Origin of the sequence: Bradyrhizobium sp. SZCCHNS2022 (assembly GCF_032377575.1) — a bacterium.
GTDB classification, from domain to species: Bacteria; Pseudomonadota; Alphaproteobacteria; order Rhizobiales; family Xanthobacteraceae; genus Bradyrhizobium; species Bradyrhizobium aeschynomenes.
In genome coordinates, this window is sequence record NZ_JAUHHZ010000001.1 from 3057303 (window position 1) to 3077959 (window position 20657).

Below are 20657 nucleotides of genomic sequence, written 5' to 3' on the forward strand. Positions count from 1 at the left end.
TGCGAGCGGCGTCAGCCGAGCCGATAGACGCGCCGCGCGGTCTCTCCCATGATTTGCGTGCGTGCGCGCTCATCGAGATCCTCGATCGCTGCCTCGTAGGCCGCAACGAGCGCGCGATAATCCGTCCAGAGCTTTTCGATCGGAAAGTTCGAGCCGAACAGGCAGCGCTCGGCACCGAACATGGCGGTCGTCTCGCGCACGACGTCGGCGACGTGCGCGGGGTCGTTGCGGCGGATGAAGGTGCCGAGGCCCGAGAGCTTGCTGACGACATTGCCGCAGGCGGCGAGCCGCTGCATGCCCGCGCGCCATTGCTCGCGTCCTTCAGGCGAAAGATCCTCCAGCATGCCGGCGTGCTGCAGGATGAAGGTGACGGACGGACAGCTCTCGGCGAGGGCCGCCGCACCCGCCATCTGCGGCGCGAACACCTGCAGGTCGAACGACCAGTCGTAGTCGGCGAGCCGTGCGATGTTGGAACGGATCTTCGGATCGCTGCAGAGATCGGGCGACGCCGCGAAGCGATACAGCGGGTTGTCATGCCAATGCAGCTGCATCCGCACGCCGCGCAGCAGCGGGTAGCGCGCGAGCCGGTCGAACTGCGGCCGAGCATCCTCGACCGAGAGGTCCGCGTAAGCGACGATCGCGTGCGGGAAGCCGTGCGCATCGGCCGTGCGTTGCACCCATGCGGCTTCGTCCTCGAAGCCGTCCTTGGCCCAATTGGTCTGGACGTAGACCGACTGCGTCACGCCGCTCGCGGCGATGTCGCCGAGAAATTCTTCGATCGGATAGTCGCGCCGGATCGGCTCGTAGGGGCCGAAGATGCGCGGCTGCATCGGACCGACGAGCCAGGGCAGGTCGGCCTGGCGCCAGATGTGATGATGCGCATCGACATATCCGCTCATGCCGCCCTCCTCTGCGCCAGCGACAGCACGTGCGCGACGATCGCCTCGTCCGATCCGCCGGGAACGATGTCGTCAACGTAAGGCGCGATCGCCTGCAGCGCTTCCGTCTGTGGCTTGAATCCGGGCGCGGTCGCCAGTGGCGTCAGCCAGCTCAGGCGCCAGGCGCGCAACGACAGCTTCCAGACGGCATCGCGGAGCGCCTGATGATCGCCGCGCTCCAGCCCGTCCGAGATCACCAGCACCGCGGCGCCGCGCGCATAGGTCGAGAAGCGCGGCACCGCGAGGAACGCCTGCAGTGCCTCGCCGATCCGGGTGCCGCCGTCCCAGTCGCTGACCAGATGCGAGGCCGCGAGCAGCGCCTGCTCGCGCCGCTTCAGGCGCAACGGGCGCGTCACGCGGGTCAACCGCGTCCCGAGTGTGAACACCTCGGCCTGGGGCACCGCCTGCACCAGCACATGCGCGAGCCGCATGTTGTCCTCGGTGCGCGCCTTCATCGAGCCGGAGACGTCGATCAGCAGCAGCAGGCGGCGCAGCCGCGGCCGGCGCTTCAAGCGCCGGAGCGACAACACCTCGCCGTCACGCCGCACGCTCTCCCGCAAGGTCCTGCGCAGATCGACGAAGCCGCCGCGCCGCGCCCGCATGCGGCGGTGTCCGCGCCGCTTCGGCAACCTTGCCCGGGCTTGACGCGCGAGGCGCTGCAGGGCAGTGCCGCCGGTGGCCGCAGCAAGGCGGCGCGCGACCAGCGCCTCGGTCCGCGTGGCGGCCAACCCGGATTCGTTCTGCTCCTGGGCGCTGTCGGGATCGACGCCCTCGTCGCCCTCCTCCTGCAGCCGCACGACGTCGTCCGGCTGGTCGGTGTCGCTAAGGGCTGCCGCGTCAGTGACCCCAAAGTGAATGTCGAACAGCAGATGATAGGTCGCGAGCCGCTCGGGCGGCGGCGCCAGGGTTGCGGCTCCAGCGCGGCGAATGTCGTCGAGACTGGACGGGCCCAGCAATTCGATCGCAGCGAGAAACGCCGTGGTCTGCTCGGGCGCGATCGCGAATCCGTTCCGCCGCAGCAGCGCGGCGAAGGTGACGAAAATCTCGGTCGCTCGTGGCAGTCGCGGCTCGCTCATGTCATCGCCTCCGCGAGCAGCGCATCGAGCCGGGGCGCGACGAAGGATAGATCCTCCTCGTCCTTCAGCGCCACGCCAATCGAGCGCTTGAAGGCATCGGGCCAGCGCGCGCCGGTCTGGTTCAGGAGCGTCGCCGCTTCGGCCCAGTCGACTGCCTCCGCAATTCCCGGCGCCTTGCTCAAGGGCTCGCGCCTGAGCTTCGCGACCGCCGCCACCACGGCGCGCGCAGTCGCCTCGGCAACGCTGGAGGCCCGCATCATTACGATCCGGGCTTCGCGTTCGGCCCCCGGATAGTCGATCCAATGGTAGACGCAGCGGCGGCGCAACGCCTCATGAAGATCGCGGGTCCGGTTCGAGGTCAGCACGACGATCGGCCGCTCGGCGGCGCGCACCGTGCCGCGCTCGGGGATCGAGATCTGGAAGTCCGAGAGGAATTCGAGCAGGAACGCCTCGAACTCCTGGTCGGCGCGATCGATCTCGTCGATCAGAAGGACGGTCGAGTCCGGCGCGCGCAGACAGGCCAGCATCGGCCGCTCGATCAGGAAGCTCTCGCCATAGATGTCGATGCTCTCCTCGCCGGCCTGGCGGATCGCGAGCATCTGGCGCGGATAGTTCCACTCGTAGAGCGCAGCCGCAGCGTCGATGCCCTCATAGCATTGCAGTCGGATCAGCTTGCGGCCGAGCACGGCGGCGATCGCCTTCGCCGCCTCCGTCTTGCCGACGCCCGGCGCGCCTTCGAGCAGCAGCGGCTTGCCGAGCGCAAGCGCGAGATATGCGGCAGTGGAGAGCCCGTCGTCGGCCAGATAATAGGCTGCGCGCAACGCCTTCTCCAGCGCCTGCGGCGAGTCGATGCCGACGATGTTGCTGCGGACCACCATCGCGCCTCACCGCCGCGTCTGCGGCCGGGCGCCGCCCTGGGCCTTGATCGCACGCAGCACTCTTTCGGGCGTGATCGGCAGTTCGTCGATGCGAACCCCGACTGCGCTGAAGATCGCATTCGCGATGGCCGGCAATACCGGGTTCGCGCACATCTCGCCCGGCCCCTTGCCGCCGAACGGGCCGTCCGGCGCCGGCCGCTCCAGCACCGCGATGTCGTGCGGACAGATGTCGCCGGGTCCGGGCATCAGATATTCGACGAAGTCACGGGGCCCCTGCTTCGGATCAGGATAGTAAGGCTCCGTCGTCTCATAGAGCGCGTGGCTCATCCCCATCCAGGCGCCGCCGACCAGCTGCTGCTCGACCAGACGCGGATTGAGCGCGCGACCCAGCTCGTAGGCAGAGTCCATCCGGATCACGCCGACCTCGCCGGTCTCGTCGTCGACCTCCACCTCGGCGACGAGGCAGGCATGCGCATAGCAGGTGGCCGGCGACATCTCGCCGGTCTCGGGATCGACGTCCGACAGCGGCACCAGGAAGATGCCGCGTCCCGAGATCGTCTTGCCCTGGCGAAACTGCGCGGCGATGGCGACGTCCTTCACTGAGATCGAGCGATGCGGCGCGCCCTTGACGTGGATGTTGCCGCGACCGTCGGTCTCAAGATCCCCAGCGTTGACTTCCAGCTCCTCCGCCGCCGCCTCCATCATCACGCCGCGCGCCTCCTTGGCCGCGGCCATCACCGCATTGCCGACGCGATGGGTGCCGCGCGAAGCGAACGAGCCCATGCAATGCGGCCCGGTGTCGGAGTCCGCCGTGTCGACATAGACGTCCTCGACCGGCACGCCGAGCGTCTCGGCGCAGATCTGACGCGTCACCGACTTCATGCCCTGGCCGAGATCGATCGATGACAGCGCCACCGTGAACTTGCCGCTGGGGTTGGAATGCACCAGCGCCTGGCTCGGATCGCCGCCGAGATTCATGCCGATGGGATAGTTGATCGCCGCCATGCCGCGGCCGCGGTGCCTCGTCATCTCAGCGCCTCCTCGTGCCGAACACCGACGAGAACCGCGTCGCGCCATGTGCGGGAGCCGGTGCCGGGCTCTGTGGTGGTGGCGGCTCCGAAGACGGAGAGATCGGAAGCCCGCGGTCATAGCTCGTGCGCTGCTGCGCCGGCGCAGGCCGCGCGCTCGCCGGCTCACGTGGCGTGGACGGCACTGCCGCACGTGCTCCGCCGCCATCCTTGCGCGACGACATCCGGCGGAATTCCTCGCGGATCGGCCATTTGGCCTTCTCGGCGGCGACCTGCACGCATTCGATCAGCGCGGTGTTCTTGGCCTCGCGGCGATGCGCCTTCATGTCGCCGTCGCGATACGCATTCAGGATGCGGAACTCCATCGGATCCATGCCGATGAGATGCGCGAGCTTGTCCATCTGGCATTCGAGCGCGAAGTCCATGCCGGTGATGCCGAAACCGCGCATCGCGGTGGCCGGCGTGCGGTTGGTGTAGACGCAGTAGATGTCGCCATGCACGTTCGGGATCGTGTAGGGCCCCGGCAGATGCGCCGCACATTTCACCACCGCGTAGCTCGACAGCCGCGTATAGGCGCCGGAGTCGAAATAGCCGCGAATCTGGCGCGCAACGATCCGGCCGTCGCGCATGACGCCGTCCTTGATGTAGATGCGCTCGGCGCCGCGCGGCGGTCCGAACTGCATCTCCTCCTCGCGCCCGAGCACGTATCGCACCGGGCGACCGGTCAGCATCGCGGCGAGGATGGCGAGCGGCTCGGTCAGCGTATCGACCTTGCCGCCGAAGCCGCCACCCACCGTGCCGCCGATGAAGTGGAACGTGTTCGACGGCAGATCGAGGATCTTGGCGCAGGTGTCGAGCGAGAAGAACAGCGCCTGGGTCGAGGTGTAGACGACATAGCGGCCGTTGGTGTCGGGCGCCGCGATCGAGCCGTTGGTCTCGACCGGCGCATGCTCGATCGGCGACATCTGGTAGCGCTGTTCCAGGACGTGATCGGCTTGGGCAAGGCCACGCTCGACGTCGCCGAAGCGCAGCTTCTGGTGATCGTAGCGCTCGTGATAGGTGAACGTATTCTTCGGATAGGTCTCGTTCACCGTGGGCGCGCCGGGCTTCAGCGCGTCCTCGACGTCGAACACGGCCGGCAAGGTCTCGTAGTCGACGCGCACCTTGGCGGCCGCCTCCGCCGCCGCGCGCGGCGTCTCGGCAACGACGGCGACGATCGGCTCACCACGGTAACGCACCTTGTCGATGGCCAGCGTCGGCTCATCATCCTTGCCGAAATTGATCAGGCTGAGCAGCGTGTTCAGATTGCGCGGCACATCGGCGCCGCGGATGACCCGGCGGACGCCCTCGCTCCGCTCGGCCTCGCTGGTGTCGATGCGGCGCAGCCGCGCATGTGGCTGTGTGGACCTCACGACGCGTAGATGCAGCATGCCCTGCAGCTTGTGATCATTGAAATAGGTCGACGTGCCCGTGACGTGGCCGAGCATGTCCTGGCGCTGGGTGCCCTTGCCGATCTCATGGAGAGCGTCGTCACGCTCGTCGGCGAAGATGTCCTTGCGCAGTTCCAGCATGGCGTTCTCCTCAGGCGCTGGCGCGCAGCGATGCGGCCGCGGCCAGCACCGCATTGATGATCGGCTCGTAGCCGGTGCAGCGGCAGATGTTGCCGGAGATCGCCTCCACCACCTGCTCACGGCTCGGCTGCGGGGTCCGGTCGAGCAGCGCCTTGGCCGCCATCAGCATGCCCGGCGTGCAATAGCCGCATTGCGCGGCGAAGCCGTCGGCGAACGCGCGCTGCAGCGGATGCAGGCTCGGCCCGGTCTTGATGCCGTCGAGCGTCTCCACCGCCCGGCCCTCGACGGCTTCAGCCAGTGTCAGGCAGGAGAGATGGGCCTCGCCATCAATCAGCACCGTGCAGGCGCCACAGCCCCCCTGCCCGCAGCCGAACTTCGGCGTCACATCGCCCAGCATCTCGCGCAGCACCACCAGCAGATTGGTGCCGCCATCGACGAACAGCGCGACGTCGCGACCATTGTGCCGGAACTGAAGGGGGGTCTTGGCCATGCTCTAGCTCTCCTGTCCCGACAGCAGCCGCCGCAGATGCACGCCGACCACTTCGCGGCGATACCAGGCGCTCGCCAGCGAATTGTCGGTGGGCGCCGTTCCCTCGGCTGCCGCAGCGGCGGCGGCGCTGATTGCGCCGGCATCGAGCGGCCGGCCTTCGAGCGCGCGCTCGGCCCCCTTGGCGCGAACAGCGGTCGGCGCCATCGATCCCAGCGCGATGCGGGCGCCGGTGACGCGGCCGCCGCTCTGCGGAAGATGCGCGGCGAGCGTGATGACCGATCCACCCTTCGGCTTGATACGGGCGATCTTGCGGTAGCGGAAGGCATCGGCCGACGCCGGCCGGAGACAGGACACGGCGACGACCAGCGCACCGGCTTGACGATCGCGGGACTGCAGGAACTCCTCGAGCGGCATGTCCCGCAGACCGAAGCCGCCCTGCATCGAGACCATGCCGTCGAGCGCCAGCAGCGCCACCGTGAAGTCGCCGAACGGCGCGGGCGCGAACAGATTGCCGCCCACGGTCCCCATGTTGCGCACCGCGGGCCCGCCGATCGAACGTGCTGCCGGATGCAGGAAGCTGAGATCGCGTTCGGCAAGCACGCGGGAAAAGGTGACACCGGCGCCGATCCGGATGCGTGCACCCGCTGCATCGATGCTTTGCAGAACGCGGTCGGTCGCGCGGATGACCGTCGCAACCGAGACGTCGCCTTCGTTGAGATCGCGCATCACCAGCGTGCCGCCGCCGAGATAGCGGGTGGCGCGATCGGACGACAGCGCGGATGCCGCCTCGCTCAACGCCTGGAACGTCTTGACCGTCACCGGCATCGATTCACCTCTCGCTCATGCCGCCTGCTTCAGATGCGATCGAATCGCCTCGAAGCCGGCCTGATAGATGTCCTCGGCGACCATGCGCGTGAGCGCCTCTGACTGCTCGGGCCGCGTCGTGAAACGGCTTTCCCAGTGCCAGAATGTCCGATCACCATCGGTGACCGGCAGCAGCCGGACGTGGGCGACGTAATTGAAGAGCTGGATCGGCGTGTCGAGCAGGCAGTAGCTGAAGCTCTGCTCCAGATCGGACAGCGCCAGCAGCTGCTCACGCAGCTCGGAGCCGTCCTTGAGGCGGAAGCGCCTGATACATCCGATCTTGTCGGACGTCTGCGAACGTTCGATTGCGGACGTCGCGACCGCCGGATGCCAGCGGTCATGGCCGTTGAAGTCGCGCAGCACATCCCACACCGCCGTGGTGGGCGCGTCGATGATCGTGCTCTTGACGACGTGCGGCACGGTTCAGCCTCCGAACGCGCGCTTCAGCGCATCGAAGCCGCCCTGGAACACGCCACCGCCGATCGAGGCCACCAGATCGGCCTCGCGCTCCGGCGCGCAGTCGAACTCGGCGGTCCACTCCAGGAACGTCCTGTCACCGTCGGTGACGGGCGTCAGCCGCAAGGTCGCGACGTAGTTCGACACGCCCATCGGCGATTCCAGGATCGAATAGGTGCAGAACATGTCGTAGTCGGACAGGCCGAGCAGCTTCTCGCGGATGCGGTCGCCATTGCGCAGCCGAAAATCCCTGACGCAGCCGATCTTGTCAGCGGGTTCACCGCCCTCGATGCGGCTCTCGGCGATCGCCGGATGCCAGTTCGGCAGGCCATTGAAGTCGCGGACGCGTGCCCATACCCGGTCATTGCGAGCACTCACCACCGTGGAGACGTAGACCCTCGCCATCTCGCATCAACCCTTCTTGCGCGGACCGCGGTCGGTGGGCGGCTCCGACGGCGCGCCGTCGCCGGCTCCGCTACCGGACTCCTTGCGCGCCGCGGTGTCCTTGCGGATGCCCTGCATGTCCCTGGCCTCGCGGATCAGGCCGGGCATCTTGGCCAGGCTGCCACCTTCGACACCGATGTCCGACAGAATGGAGTCGATCAGCGGCGCCTGCACGCGGTAGCGCAGCGCCGAGTCGATCACCTCGTCGGTGGCGCTGCGACCGCCATTGCCGTTGCCACCATTTCCGTTCAGGCCGTCGACCTGGAGAATGCGGATGCCCTCGATCTTCTCCATCGGCTTGACGCTTTCGCGCACGATGCCCTCGATACGGTCGAGCAGCTTGCGCCGGAACAGCGAATAGCGCGCCTGGTCGGTCAGAACGTTCTCGGCCTCATTGAGCAGCCGCTGTGCCTCGGCCTCGACCGCCGCGCGGACCCGCTCGGCCTCGGCCGCGATCCGCGTCTCCTCGGCCTGCTTCTCGGCGAGCAGCACCTCCACCGTCTTGCGTCTGCGGGCGATCTCGCTCTCGCGCGCGGTGATCACCTTCTCCGCCGCCTCGGTCGCGCGCGTGCGCGCCTCCTCGGCCGAGACCTTGGCCGCGGATTCCTCCAGCGACTTCTGGTACAGCGCGATGGCCTTCTCCATCAGCGCCGTCTCGACATCCTTTTCGCGGTTCACTTCGAGCTTGCGCAGCTCGCGCTCCCTGCCGATACGCGCCTCGTCGAGACCTCGATCGGACGCGATGCGTGCGCGCTCCACCTCCTCACGCGCGGCGATCTCGGCTTCCTGCAGCGACTGCACGCGGGCGACCTCGAGCTGCTCGATCGACCGGCGGCGTTCCAGCCTGACCGCCTCCAGCGCCTGCTCGCGCGAGACGTCGGCGGTCTCGACCTGCTTGCGCGCGACGATCTCGGCTTCCTTGACCTGGCGATCCGCATCGATGCGCTCGGCGCGCTTGGCGGCGAGTTCGATCACCCTGAGCTCGTCGGCAAGCTCGATGGCCTTCTTCTGGTCGATGTTGAGCACCTCGCGGGTACGCGACGAGGCGATGCGCTCGGCTTCCAGCGCCAGCTCGACCTCGATGCGGCGCCGCTCGACCGCCTCGCGCCGCTTGAGATCGGCCGCCTCGACAGCTTCCGTGCGCGCGATCTCGAGGCTGCGCGTCTCCTTCTCCGAGAGGATTCGCTTCTCGGCCACCGCCTGCTCTTGGGCGATCCGCGCCGCCTCGATCGCCTCTCGCGAGGCGATGTCGGCCTGCTCGATCGTCCTGACCCGCGCGATCTCGAGCGCGCGGACTCGCTCCTCCTGCGCGATGCGGCTGGCTTCCGTCGCCTCGCGCGCGGCGATGCCGGCGATCTCGATGCCCTGATTGCGCTCGATCTCCAGCCTGCGCGTGGCATGCTCGGCGGCGATGCGCTCCGCCGACAGCGCCTGCTCGCGCGCAATGCGCGCGGCTTCGACCGCCTTCTGCGCCTCGATCTCAGCTTCCTGAATATTGCGCACCTGTGCGATTTCGGTCGCACGCGTCCGCTCATCGGAGCTGATACGCTCGAGGTTGACGATCATGGTCTGCGCGATCCGCGCCTTCTCGGTCGCCTCGCGCGCCGCGATCTCCGCCTGCTCGATGGCGCGGGTGCGCTCGATCTCGCGCCGTCGCGTCTCCTCGTCGTTGGCGATGCGCGCATCGGAGACGGCGCGGTCCTGCTGGATCCTGGCCTTCTCCACCGCCTCGCGCGCGGCGATCTCGGCTTCCTCGATGGTCCGGGTGCGCTCGATGTCGCGTTGGCGCACCTCGCGCTCGGATTCGATGCGCGCAGCATCGATGGCGCGCTGATTGGCGATGCGGGCCTTCTCGATGTCCTCGCGCGCCAGCAGCTCGCGCTCCTCGACTGCCCTGGTGCGCTCGATCTCGCGCTGCCGGGTATCGCGCTCGGCCGCGATCCGTGCTTCCGCGATCGAAAGCTCGTTGGCGATGCGCGCCTTCTCGATCGCCTCGCGCGCCGCTATCTGCGCCTGCTCGGCCTCGGTCTCGCGCAGTGCCCGCTCGCGCGCCACCTCCGTTCGCTGCAGGGCGCGGCGCATCTCGATGTCGCGCTCCTGATCCAACCGCGCCGTCTCGCTCTCCCGCTCGATCTCGAGCGCCTCGCGCTCGGCCTCCAGATTGCGGGTACGGATCTTGATCATCGAGTCCTGCTCGATGTCATTGCGCAGCTTGCGCTTGCTCTCGATGTCCTCCATCAGCCGGGTCAGGCCTTCGGCGTCGAACCGGTTCGACGGGTTGAAGAATTCGAGATCGGTCTGGTCGAGATCGGTGATCGCGACCGATTCCAGCTCCAGGCCGTTCTGTGCCAGCGCCTCGGCGGCGGCCGCCTTGACGCGTCCGACATAATCGCCGCGCTGCTCGTGCATCTGCTCCATCGTCATCTCGGCCGCAACGGAGCGCAAGGCGGAGACGAACTTGCCCGACAACAGCGCATGCAGCTTCTCCGGTTCGAGGGTGCGCCGGCCGAGCGTCGCGGCCGCAATCGACACCGCCTCCCGGGTCGGCTGCACGCGGACATAGAAATCCGCCTCGATGTCGATGCGCATCCGGTCGCGCGTGATCACGGCATCCTGCTTCGAGCGCGTGATGCCCATCGGCAGCACGTTCATGTTGACCGGGGTGTAGTCGTGGATGAACGGCATCACGAAGGCGCCGCCATTGATCACGACGCGCTCGCCGAGGAAGCCGGTCCGGACGAAGGAGACCTCCTTCGACGAGCGATGATACAGCCAGTTGACGATGTAGACGGCGACCACGATGACGATGATCGCGATGATCAGCCAAAGGATCAGCTCACCGATCAGAACCCCGGACATCCCATTCCTCCCTCAGTCTCCCATCCGGCAAACATGGCGCAAGGCGCCGTTGCTGCCGGACTTCGTGTTGCCGTCTCAGACGCGGCGCGGCCGCGAGCTGATCGCCTTGAAATGTCGCACCTGCTCCGTCAGCGCCCGCTCCACCGGCAGCCGCTCCATCGAGGATGCGCCGTAGAAGCCGTGACAGTTCTTCGCATGCTTCATGATGAAGTCGGCATCGTCGGGCTCGGCGATCGGGCCGCCATGCGCCAGCACGAGAATCTCGGGATTGACGCTGAGCGCGGCGGACGCCCAGCTGTCGATCAGCCCCGGACAGTCCTCGAGCTTCGGCGCCGTCTGCGCGCCGATCGAGCCGCCCGTGGTGAGGCCGAGATGGCAGACGATGATGTCGGCGCCCGCGATCGCCATGCCCGCGGCCTGGGCTTCATTGAAGACGTAAGGCGTCGTCAGCAGGTCCTTGTCATGCGCGCGCCCGATCATGTCGATTTCCAGCGCGTAGGAAATCCCCGTCTCCTCGAGGTTCGCACGGAAGGTGCCGTCGATCAGGCCGACCGTCGGGAAGTTCTGCACGCCGGAGAAGCCGAGCGTCTTGAGCTGATCGAGGAACACATCCATGTCGCGGAACGGATCGGTGCCGTTGACGCCGGCGAGCACCGGCGTGCTCTTGACCACCGGCAGCACCTCGCTGGCCATCTCGACCACGATCGCATTGGCATCGCCATAGGCCATCAGCCCGGCCAGCGAGCCACGCCCGGCCATGCGATAGCGGCCGGAGTTGTAGATCACGATCAGGTCGATGCCGCCGGCTTCCTCGCACTTCGCCGAGAGACCGGTGCCGGCGCCGCCGCCGATGATCGGCACGCCCCGACGCACCATGTCGCGGAACTTCTTCAACAGCGGTGCGCGCTCGTATCTCGGCATCACTCACCTCGCCTGTCTGCGCCGCGCCGGCAGTCGCCCCAGCATGGGCCTGATGGCGCCGACGATGGTCGCGACGAACTCGTTGTCGTTGATATGATGCGGCACGCGGATCAGGCGCCGGTTCGACGTCTGCCGCACGGTCTGTTCGAGGCTGCGGAACAGGGCCTCGTCCGCCTCGCGGTCGAAGAACGGCTGGCCCGGCGCATCGAGCGCGGAGACGCCCTTCTCCGGCAGGAAGAAGCGAACCGGCCCGTCCATACGGTTGAGACGCTCGCCGATCCAGCGTCCCATCTGCGCATTCTCCGCAGCCGTGGTGCGCATCAAGGTGACCTGCGGATTGTGGACGTGAAACTTGCGCCCGCGGTAGCGCTCGGGAATGGTGTCCGGCGCGCCGAAATTCACCATGTCGAGCGCGCCGACCGAGCCGACATAGGGCACGCGGCTGCGGATGATGGCGCCGAAGCGATCCTCGGTCGCCGGAAAGACACCGCCCATCAAGAGGTCGCAGACCTCGGTCGTGGTCAGGTCGACCACGCCGGCGAGCATGCCGGAATCGACCAGCTTCTCCATCGACCGGCCACCGACGCCGGTGGCGTGGAACACCAGGCACTCATAGTCGTCGCGCAGCGCGGCCGTGATCTTCTGCACGGCCGGCGTGGTGACGCCGAACATGGTGATGCCGATGGCGGGTCGCTGCGGCCTGGCGCGGTCGACAGCTGTCGATTGCTGCTGGCGGGCCGACACCATGCCGGCGAGCGCGTTGGCACCGTTGCTCAGCACCGCGCGCGAGATCGAATTGAGGCCTTGCACGTCGGTGACCGAATACATCATCGCAATGTCGGCCGGCCCGACATAGCCGCCGACATCGCCGGAAGCGACCGAGGAGATGATCAGCTTCGGCACGCCAACGGCAAGCTCGCGCATGCCCGGAGCGACCAGCGATGTGCCTCCGGAGCCTCCGGCCGAGATGATGCCGACGACATTGTCCTGCCGTCGCAGCCAGCGTGAGAAGGCTTCCGCCATCGCGGTGACGGATGCGCCGCGGTCCGGCCCGAACACGGCCGAGCCACCGCGGGGGTGATTGAGCGCAACCTCCTGCGCCGAGACATCGCAGCCCGTCTGGCGGCCGCTGGTGGAGACATCGACCAGGCGGGTGCGCAGTCCATGGCCGGCAATGATGTCGCGGATGAAGCGCAGCTCGTCGCCCTTGGTGTCGAGCGTGCCGACCACGATCACGGCCGGCGGGCCCGACGCGACCGGCACCATGCGCTCGCGGCCCGGGCGCGCCGCATCGTCGAGCCGCGTCACGCTGGTGGAGAGCGTGCGCGCCTTGGCCTCGATCAGCGCGATGGGGGCCGGCTGCGACCAGCGCGTCGGCAGCACGGGATTGGAGACGTAGACCCTGACCGGCGCGGACCTCGGCGCCGCTGGCACTGCGGGCCGGGCGACGGGCTCATCCCTGACCTGCTCCGTTCCGAGATCGGTCTCGTCGCCGGCATGCTGGCCGACACCGAGCAGACGCTGCTGCAGCTCGCGGTCGGCGGCGAGCCGCGCAGAGTCGATGATGCGGTTGATGCGGCCGTTGACCATGATCGCCACGCGCGGCGAGATCGCGGTGGCGACGCCGATATTCTGCTCGATCACGAGCACCGCCATGTCGCCGTCCTGGCCGAGACGGATCAGCATCTCCTCGACCTGGGCGACGATCACCGGCGCGAGCCCCTCCGTCGGCTCGTCCATGATCAGCAGCTGCGGATTGGTCAGCAATGCGCGGGAGATCGCGAGCATCTGCTGCTCGCCGCCCGACAGCTGACCGCCGCCATTGTTGCGCCGCTCGGCGAGCCGCGGAAACGTCTCGTAGACGCGATCGACGGTCCAGGCACCGCGGCGCAGGCCCGCCGCGAGCCGCAGATGCTCGTCGACGCTCAGGGAGCGCCACAGACGCCGTCCCTGCGGCACATAGCCGACACCGAGCCGTGCGATGCGCGCCGGGTTGAGCCCGGTTATATCATTGCCGCGCAGCCGCACGGAGCCTCCGGACGGGCGCAGCAGACCCATGATAGCCTTGCACAGCGTGGTCTTGCCCATGCCGTTGCGGCCGACCAGCGAGAACACACCGCTGTCGAGCCGGAGATCGACGCCCTGCAGCGCATGCGAATGGCCGTAGTAGACGTCGAGCCCGCGGACCTCGAGCGCTGGCGCGGAGCGGCTGCGATCATTCATGACCGCCTCCCAGATACAGCTCCTGCACCTCCGGGTCGGACTCGATCTCGTGCGGCGCGCCCTCCTTGAAGATGCGGCCGTTGTGCATCATCGTCACGCTCTCGACGACGCGCAGCGCCACGTCCATGTCGTGCTCGATGATGATGTAGCCGATGTGCGGCGGCAGCGATGTCAGGATCTCGACCAGCTCGCGCCGCTCGGTCGGCGACAGGCCCGCCGCTGGCTCGTCGAACAGGATGAAGCGCGGCGCGCCCGCGAGCGCCAGCGCAATCTCGAGCTGACGCTGCTGGCCATGGGCGAGCTCGGACACCAGCTGGTCGCGCACGGCCGTGAGATGCACCGCCTCGATCAGGCGCTCGGCTGCCTGCATCAGCGCATCGTTGGCACTCGGACGCAGCATCGAGAAGCGCGCGCGCGACACGCCGCGGCAGGCCAGATAGACGTTGTCGCGCACCGTCAGGCCGAGAAACAGGGCGGAGATCTGGTAGGTCCGGCGCAGACCGCGACGAATGCGCTCATACGGCGGAAATGCTGTGACGTCCTCGCCGAAGAAGCGGATCGTGCCCGACGTCGGCAGGAAGTCGCCGGTGACGCAGTTGAACAGCGTCGTCTTGCCGGCACCGTTCGAGCCGAGCACCGCGCGCCGCTCGCCGGGCCGCACGGTGATCGTAATGTCGGTCAGCGCAGCCAGGGCGCCGAACATCCGCGTCACGCCGCGGAGCTCGAGCGCGGCAGCCGAGCCGAGCGCCGAGAGACGGTCAGCCACCCTATCCATGGCCGTGCCCTCCCGGACGCGCCCGCGCCTCCCCACCTTCGCCGCGCTTGCGCCAGCGCTCATACAGGCCGATGACGCCGTCGGACGACCAGAACACGATGGCCAGGAAGCCGAGCCCGATCAGCAGCCGGAAGCGGTTGCCGTCGAGCCCGACCTTGACCAGGAAATCCAGCGCAAAGGTGCGCAGGATGACGAAGATGAAGGCGCCGATATAGGGGCCGACCGGACGGGTGATGCCGCCGACGACCGCGACGATCAGAATGTCGATGCAGCGCTCGACCGCGACCGAGCCCGGCGAGATCTGCCGGTAGTTCCAGACCTGCAGCACACCGCCCATTCCCGCGATCAGCGCGGCGAAGGCATAGGCGGCGATGCGGTGGGCGTTGACGTTGAAGCCCAGCGCCGCCATCCGCCTCGGATTGTCGCGCACGCCCTGCAGCGCCAGGCCGAACGGCGCGCGAGACAGATAGAGCACCGCGAAATAACAAAGCGCGGCCACCGCCAGCGTCAGGTAATAGAAGGCGACATCCATGCGCCAATCGATGCCGAGAAAATGCGGCGTCGCGATCGTGTTGATGCCGGTATGGCCGTTGAAGATCGCCCAGTTCTGGTTCGTGAAATAGTAGAAGGCCGCGCCGATCGCGAGCGTGATCATGATGGTGTAGATGCCTTCGGTGCGCACGGCGAGCGCGCCGCCGAGCGTGCCGAACAGCACCGCGAGCACCAGCGCCATCGGCGTCGCCAGCCACCACGGCCAGCCCAGGCTGATGTTGGCGTTGCCGCTGACGCCGAACACGGCGACCATGTAGCCGGCAAAGCCCGCGATGGTCAGCTGCATCAGACTGACCATGCCGCCATAGCCGGCGAGGAACATCAGGCTCAGCGCGATGGTCCCGAGGATCAGGGTCGTGCCGAAGATCTCGATCAGGAAGAAGCCGTTGGCGATGACCGGCATGATCAGCAGCAAGACGGCGACAGCCCAGGCCCACGGCTGCTCGGTCACCGACCATGCCGCCGGCCGCGCTGCTGCTCCCCCTGATGTGAGCCCCCCGTCCCGCGCCCGCGCCTCCTGGATCAGCGACATCTCATCGCCTCGCCAGCAGGCCCTGGGGCCGCAGCGCCAGCACCAGAACCATGATCAGGAAGGTCACGACGATCGCATAGGTCGGGATGTAGACCGAGCCAAGCTGCTCGGCGAGGCCGATGATCAGCGCGCCGAGCGCCGCGCCAGGGATCGATCCCATGCCTCCGACGATGACGACGACGAGCGAGGCCAGCAGAAATCGTGTGTCCTCGCCGGGCGAGATCGACTGGAACGTACCGCCGACCACCCCCGCAATGCCCGCGAGACCGGCGCCGAGCGCAAACACCAGCACGAACACGAGCTGGATCTGGACGCCGGTCGCCGCCAGGATCTCGCGATCGTCGACGCCGGCGCGGACGATCATGCCGACGCGGGTGCGGTTGAGCGCAAGCCACATCGCGATGCCGATGACGACCGAGCCGCAGAAGATCACCAGCCGAACCAGCGGATATTGCAGGAACACCGCCTCGCCCGACGATTTCATCGCGGTCATCAGGGGCAGCTGGATCGGCCCGATCAGCCAGGCCGGTGTCTGGATCTGATAGAAGTCGCCGCCGAATGCCCACAGCATCAGGTCGGCGAAGACGATGGAGAGCCCGATCGTCACCATGGTCTGGCGCAGGTCCTGCCCCTCCATGCGGCGAAACACCAGCAGCTGAAGCAGGACACCGATGACGGCAACGACGATGAAGGCGGCGATGAAGGCGAGGATCCAGGAGCCGGTCGCCGACGAGATGCCGTAGCCGACATAGCCGCCGAACAGATAGAGTGAGCCGTGTGCGAGATTGACGTTCCGCATCAGCCCGAAGATCAGCGTGAAGCCGCTCGCCACCAGGAAATAGAGGCCGCCCAATGTGATGCCGTTAAAGACTGCGCTCAGGAAGACCTTCTTGCGCCCGATCGCCTCTTCCAGTCCGGGCGGCCAGACCGCAAAGATCAGCCAGGCCGCGAGCGCGATCCCGAGAAGAATGATCAGGGACCAGATCGGGTGGCGCTCGATGAAGCGGCTCATCGATCCTCCCTCACGACCGGGAGGGCAGCTCCGTCGCCACAGTGGCCGGGCGAACCCAGCCGAAGATCGCCGGGTGTGCCGGCCATCGCTCGTCCTCCCTCGTCGGATCCTTGTCCGGATCACGTTCCGTCGAGTGTAGCGGGGGACGCGCGCGCGTATTTGATCGACAGTCTCTTTTCGCAAGGTGCGAAGCAGCACGTCAGGAGCGCAGCACCTTCGCAGCGCGGCGATAGTCGGTCGGCGCCATGCCGACATTGCCGGCGAAGAAGCGGGTGAAGCCGCTCTGCGAGGAGAAGCCGAGGTCGAAGCCGATATCGGCGATCGGCGATTCCGTCGCCACGATCGCGTCGAGCGCCCGCTCCATCAGCAGCGTGTTGAGATAGAGGTTCGGCGTCACGCCCGTCTGGCTGCGGAACAACCGATAGAAATGCGGCCGCGACAGCCCGGACTCGCGCGCGATATGATCGAGCTCGATCTCGGCGCAGGGACTGTCCGACATCAGCTTGATGCACTTGCGAACGCGGAAATCCGTCACTTCGGCACACGGCCGGTCCGGCAGGTCGTCCGAGATCCGCCAGCTCTCTTCGTAGCAGCTGTCGATCAGCTGCCGCAACTCGCCGTCGAGGCAGCCCAGGGATGGCGCGCCACATACCAGCGCCGCAGTGCGGCGAATGCAGCGATCGAGCGCCGCCGTGCGGCGAAAGCAGGTTCGGCCGAACCGCAGGCCCTGCTCGCGCGCGGCCGGCGGCGAGAACCACTCCGAGTTCACGTAGAGCACGAAGAAGATCGCGCCATTCTCCATGTCATTGGGAACGAAATTGTGCGGCTCCCACGGATTGACCGCGACGATGGATTCCTCGCCCATGAGATGGCGCCGGTCGCAGACGTCGATATGGGCCGGCGTTCCACCGACGTGAAAGATCAGATGCCCCTCGCGGTGCGCGTGCACGTTGAACGGTCGATTGAGCTGATAGACCGTCGCGCGGCCGAAGCGAGCATGAAAGACGGCGAGCGCCCTACTCATCACTTCCTCACCGAAATGTCTTGTTGTTTGCCCTTCAGCGTCGATCATTGCCCCGGAGAATGCAAGAGACGCGACGACGCGGCCGGAGCGGGCTCCGGCCGCGTTGGCTGCTGACCATAATTGGTCAGTACTTCTTACATTCAGGCACGGTCCGGCTCGGCAGGCCGATCTTGGCGAAGGTCGCCGCGTCATAGCCCAGCGTCTGGTTGACGTCGGGGATCACCTTCACGACCTTGCTGAACAGGGCGCCCTTGCCGTCATCCACCACCTCGGTCACGAAGTTGGTACCGATCGCCTGACGGTTGGAGTCGAGCTTGATCTTGCCGTTGGGCGCATCGATCTCGATCTTGGCCAGCGCCGCCTTCAGTTTGGCCTGGTTGTTCGACAGATCGCCATTGACCTCGCGCAGCGCCAGGATCAGCGCCATCGTCGAGCCGTAGTAGTTGGTGGCAAGCAGCGACGGACTCGGGAAGCGCTTCTCCGGCGGGAACGAGTCCTGATAGGCCTTGACGAATTTCTGCCAGCGCGGATCCTCCCAAGTATCGGCCTGGCCCGACGCCGCGATGGTGCCGACGAGCGCGTTCTTGGCATTGCCCTTCGACGACAGGATGGTCTGGTCGATCATGATCGAGCCGCCCATCAGATGCGCCTTGCCGCCGGCCTGCTGGTACTGGTTGAGGAAATTGACGGCGTCGGCGCCGCCCAGGCCGAGATAGATCGCGTCGACGTCATCGGGCAGCGCCGCGATCACGGACGCGAAGTCCTTGGTGCCGAGCGGCACCCATTGCCGGCTGGAAATCTTGCCGCCGAGGCCGCAGAACTCCAAGGCCAGGCCGAATACCTGGGTATAGATGAAGGAGTAGTCCTCGCCGACGGTTGCGATCTTGCGGTACCCCTTGGTCTCATAGGCGTATTTGCCAAGGCCGACCTGCCACTGCGCGCCATCCATGTTGAAGCGGAAGAAGTTCGGCGCCGGGTCGACGTAGGTCGTCTCCTGCGCGCCGGAGGCGGCATTGACGAAGGTCAGCTCGGGATGCGTCTTGGCGAAGTTCTTGACCGCGATGCCCTCGTCACCCGACAGCGGCGACAGCAGGATCTGCACCTTGTCCTGCTCGATCAGCTTGCGCACGGCGCGTACGGCCGAGTCGGGCGTGGCGTCGGTCGATGCGACGACGAATTCCAGCTCCTTGTCGCCGATCTTCTTGCCGAGCACGTTGAGCGCGGTGACGTGGCCGCGCATGCCATCTTCGCCGAGCACCGTGTAGGTGCCCTCGAGCGTCGCGGTGACGCCGACCTTGATCTTGTCCTGAGCGTACGCCGTACTGGACAGCAAAAGCGCCGTGACCACGGCGAACCCTACGCGTCGCATGTGCATCGAACTCCCTCCCTTGTTGCCCATTGCTGGAGCACACGAATGTGCCGGCCAGTCGTTGCTGGCCGTGTTGGCAGCAGGTCTCACCAAGTTCTGGCAGGAAGCGGTGAGCCCCCATCACCTGCGGAGGCTAGCTGACGGCGCGCCGCCTCGGATGGGGTGCCGAGCGACCACCTTGACGGGCAGTCTCATTTTCCTTGGTGCGACGCAGAAATCGCGGCGTCCTGCTGATAGCGCTGCCATTCGTCATGCCGCAACACGGCCGTCGTTCAGCGCAGTCGACACATTGTATATAGTACGATTGTGCAGTGCGCTCCGAACCCAGCAGCGTTTCAGAAGCCGGCGGGCGCTAATTGACAGCGCTGTCATTGGTCAGTAACGCTGCGCTCGTCGAGATGACGAGCGAAGCTCGAACAACCTCCGCACAGAAGTGAGGCGTCTCGCAAATGCGTCGATGATTGGCGCTGCAAAAACAGGGGAGGTCACGAATGTCGTCCAAGTCGATCAGGGCGCGATGCCTTGCCACGTGTGCATCACTGGTGCTGCTGTCGGCGTTCGCCGGCAAGGCGCTGGCAGAGCCGGAGATGGTCAAGGGTCCGGCGGCCGAGCCCGAATGCATGGTGCCCTGGACCGCGGATACCAAGTTCTTCAAATTCCCGGCCAAGAAAGGCCCCTACCGCATCGCGCTTGCGAATGGCTACATCGCCAACACCTGGCGCATCCAGATGATTCAGACCGCGAAGGCCTATGCGGCGCAGCCCGAGGTCAAGGCGAAGCTGAAGGAATTCAAGGTCGTCTCGACGGGCGAGGACGTGCCGGCGCAGATCTCGGCGATCAACAACTTCATCGATTCCGGCTATGACGCCATCGTCGTCAACGCGCAGAACCCGACGGCGTTCGGCCCGGTGATCAAGCGCGCGAAGCAGGCAGGCGTGATCCTGGTCGCGTTCGACAACATCCTGGCGACGGAGGACGCCATCAACGTCAATGTCGACCAGAAAGGTCTCGGCGAGCTCTGGGCGCGATGGCTGGTCAAGAACGTGCCCGATGGCGGCAAGGTGCTCGAGGTGCGTGGTGTCGCCGGCACGTCGGTCGACACCGACCGGCACAACGGCTTGCACTCCGTGCTGAACGGCTCCGGCAAGAAGTGGCAGATCACCGAGGTCGTCGGCAAATGGGATGACGGCGTCGCGCAGAAGGCCACGGCAGATGCGATCGCAACCAACGGCCCGTTCGACGCGATCTCCGGCCAGGGCGGCGATACCGGCATCGTGCAGGCGATGCTCGACGCCAAGCACAAGATGGTGCCGTTCGGCGGCGAGACCGAGAACGGCTTCCGCAAGTTCTGCGCCGCCAAGGCGTCGGAAGGCCTGAAATGCTCGTCCGCCGGCACCGGGCCTGCGCAGGTCGCGGTCGCCATCAAGGTCGCGCTCGCCGCACTGGAAGGCAAGGTCGTGCCGCAGTCGGTCAAGCTGCCGCTCGCCGTCGTCGAGGATCCGAACTTCAAGAAGGACGTCGACTACTTCCCGTCGCAGTCCGACAATTTCTTCGTCGGCAACTCCTTCCCGACCTGCGGCATCAACTTCACGGCGCAGGAGATCATGGGCCAGTCGAAGGACAATCAATAGCCCCGGATGTGATC

At 66.9% G+C, this 20657-nt stretch carries 18 protein-coding genes; 1 reads left to right on the forward strand and 17 read right to left on the reverse strand.

Annotation, left to right across the window (positions count from 1 at the left end):
• Nucleotides 1-11 precede the first annotated feature (11 nt).
• The 17 genes from QXZ94_RS13615 to QXZ94_RS13695 all read right to left on the reverse strand — a co-directional run bounded on the left by QXZ94_RS13615 (nt 12) and on the right by QXZ94_RS13695 (nt 19018).
• Nucleotides 12-899, reverse strand: a complete 888-nt coding sequence (locus tag QXZ94_RS13615; RefSeq protein ID WP_315720833.1) for an amidohydrolase family protein — start codon at nt 897-899, stop codon at nt 12-14.
• The gene (locus tag QXZ94_RS13620; protein WP_315720834.1) at nt 896-2014 is read right to left on the reverse strand and encodes a VWA domain-containing protein; all 1119 of its coding nucleotides are present in this window, start codon (nt 2012-2014) and stop codon (nt 896-898) included. The genes QXZ94_RS13615 and QXZ94_RS13620 overlap by 4 nt, the downstream gene beginning before the upstream one ends.
• Nucleotides 2011-2892: a MoxR family ATPase gene (locus QXZ94_RS13625; protein WP_315720835.1), complete on the reverse strand. Its 882-nt coding sequence runs from the start codon at nt 2890-2892 to the stop codon at nt 2011-2013. Before QXZ94_RS13625 ends, QXZ94_RS13620 begins: the two co-directional genes overlap by 4 nt.
• 6 nt (nt 2893-2898) lie before the next feature.
• The gene (locus tag QXZ94_RS13630; protein ID WP_315720836.1) at nt 2899-3921 is read right to left on the reverse strand and encodes a xanthine dehydrogenase family protein molybdopterin-binding subunit; all 1023 of its coding nucleotides are present in this window, start codon (nt 3919-3921) and stop codon (nt 2899-2901) included.
• Nucleotide 3922: 1 nt separating this feature from the next.
• On the reverse strand, nt 3923-5491 hold the full coding sequence (locus QXZ94_RS13635) for a xanthine dehydrogenase family protein molybdopterin-binding subunit (RefSeq protein ID WP_315720837.1): 1569 nt from the start codon (nt 5489-5491) through the stop codon (nt 3923-3925).
• A gap of 10 nt (nt 5492-5501) precedes the next feature.
• Nucleotides 5502-5981 (reverse strand): (2Fe-2S)-binding protein, encoded by a 480-nt coding sequence (locus QXZ94_RS13640; protein ID WP_315720838.1) that lies wholly within the window; start codon nt 5979-5981, stop codon nt 5502-5504.
• 3 nt (nt 5982-5984) lie between these two features.
• On the reverse strand, nt 5985-6806 hold the full coding sequence (locus tag QXZ94_RS13645; protein ID WP_315720839.1) for an FAD binding domain-containing protein: 822 nt from the start codon (nt 6804-6806) through the stop codon (nt 5985-5987).
• A gap of 15 nt (nt 6807-6821) precedes the next feature.
• Entirely contained in the window at nt 6822-7265 is a 444-nt protein-coding gene (locus QXZ94_RS13650) for an SRPBCC family protein (protein WP_315720840.1), read from the reverse strand.
• A 3-nt stretch (nt 7266-7268) separates the two neighbouring features.
• Nucleotides 7269-7706 (reverse strand): SRPBCC family protein, encoded by a 438-nt coding sequence (locus QXZ94_RS13655; RefSeq protein ID WP_172113371.1) that lies wholly within the window; start codon nt 7704-7706, stop codon nt 7269-7271.
• A 6-nt stretch (nt 7707-7712) separates the two neighbouring features.
• Nucleotides 7713-10604 carry a flotillin family protein gene (locus QXZ94_RS13660; protein ID WP_315720841.1) on the reverse strand — a complete coding sequence of 964 codons (2892 nt, stop codon included), beginning with the start codon at nt 10602-10604 and terminating at the stop codon, nt 7713-7715.
• Between the two features lie 75 nt (nt 10605-10679).
• Entirely contained in the window at nt 10680-11525 is an 846-nt protein-coding gene (locus QXZ94_RS13665) for a phosphoenolpyruvate hydrolase family protein (protein ID WP_315720842.1), read from the reverse strand.
• A gap of 3 nt (nt 11526-11528) precedes the next feature.
• Complete coding sequence (locus QXZ94_RS13670) at nt 11529-13748, reverse strand: ABC transporter permease (RefSeq protein ID WP_315720843.1); 2220 nt, start codon at nt 13746-13748, stop codon at nt 11529-11531.
• Nucleotides 13741-14523 carry an ABC transporter ATP-binding protein gene (locus tag QXZ94_RS13675; protein WP_315720844.1) on the reverse strand — a complete coding sequence of 261 codons (783 nt, stop codon included), beginning with the start codon at nt 14521-14523 and terminating at the stop codon, nt 13741-13743. The genes QXZ94_RS13670 and QXZ94_RS13675 overlap by 8 nt, the downstream gene beginning before the upstream one ends.
• Nucleotides 14516-15607 carry a branched-chain amino acid ABC transporter permease gene (locus QXZ94_RS13680; protein ID WP_315720845.1) on the reverse strand — a complete coding sequence of 364 codons (1092 nt, stop codon included), beginning with the start codon at nt 15605-15607 and terminating at the stop codon, nt 14516-14518. Before QXZ94_RS13680 ends, QXZ94_RS13675 begins: the two co-directional genes overlap by 8 nt.
• Nucleotide 15608: 1 nt before the next feature.
• Nucleotides 15609-16619: a branched-chain amino acid ABC transporter permease gene (locus QXZ94_RS13685; protein WP_172113365.1), complete on the reverse strand. Its 1011-nt coding sequence runs from the start codon at nt 16617-16619 to the stop codon at nt 15609-15611.
• A gap of 199 nt (nt 16620-16818) precedes the next feature.
• Entirely contained in the window at nt 16819-17643 is an 825-nt protein-coding gene (locus QXZ94_RS13690) for an AraC family transcriptional regulator (RefSeq protein ID WP_315720846.1), read from the reverse strand.
• Nucleotides 17644-17767: 124 nt separating this feature from the next.
• Nucleotides 17768-19018 carry an ABC transporter substrate-binding protein gene (locus tag QXZ94_RS13695; RefSeq protein WP_172113363.1) on the reverse strand — a complete coding sequence of 417 codons (1251 nt, stop codon included), beginning with the start codon at nt 19016-19018 and terminating at the stop codon, nt 17768-17770.
• Nucleotides 19019-19503: 485 nt separating this feature from the next.
• Between QXZ94_RS13695 and QXZ94_RS13700 the strand changes: the two genes are divergently transcribed.
• Nucleotides 19504-20643 carry a sugar ABC transporter substrate-binding protein gene (locus tag QXZ94_RS13700; RefSeq protein ID WP_172134389.1) on the forward strand — a complete coding sequence of 380 codons (1140 nt, stop codon included), beginning with the start codon at nt 19504-19506 and terminating at the stop codon, nt 20641-20643.
• Nucleotides 20644-20657: the final 14 nt, after the last annotated feature.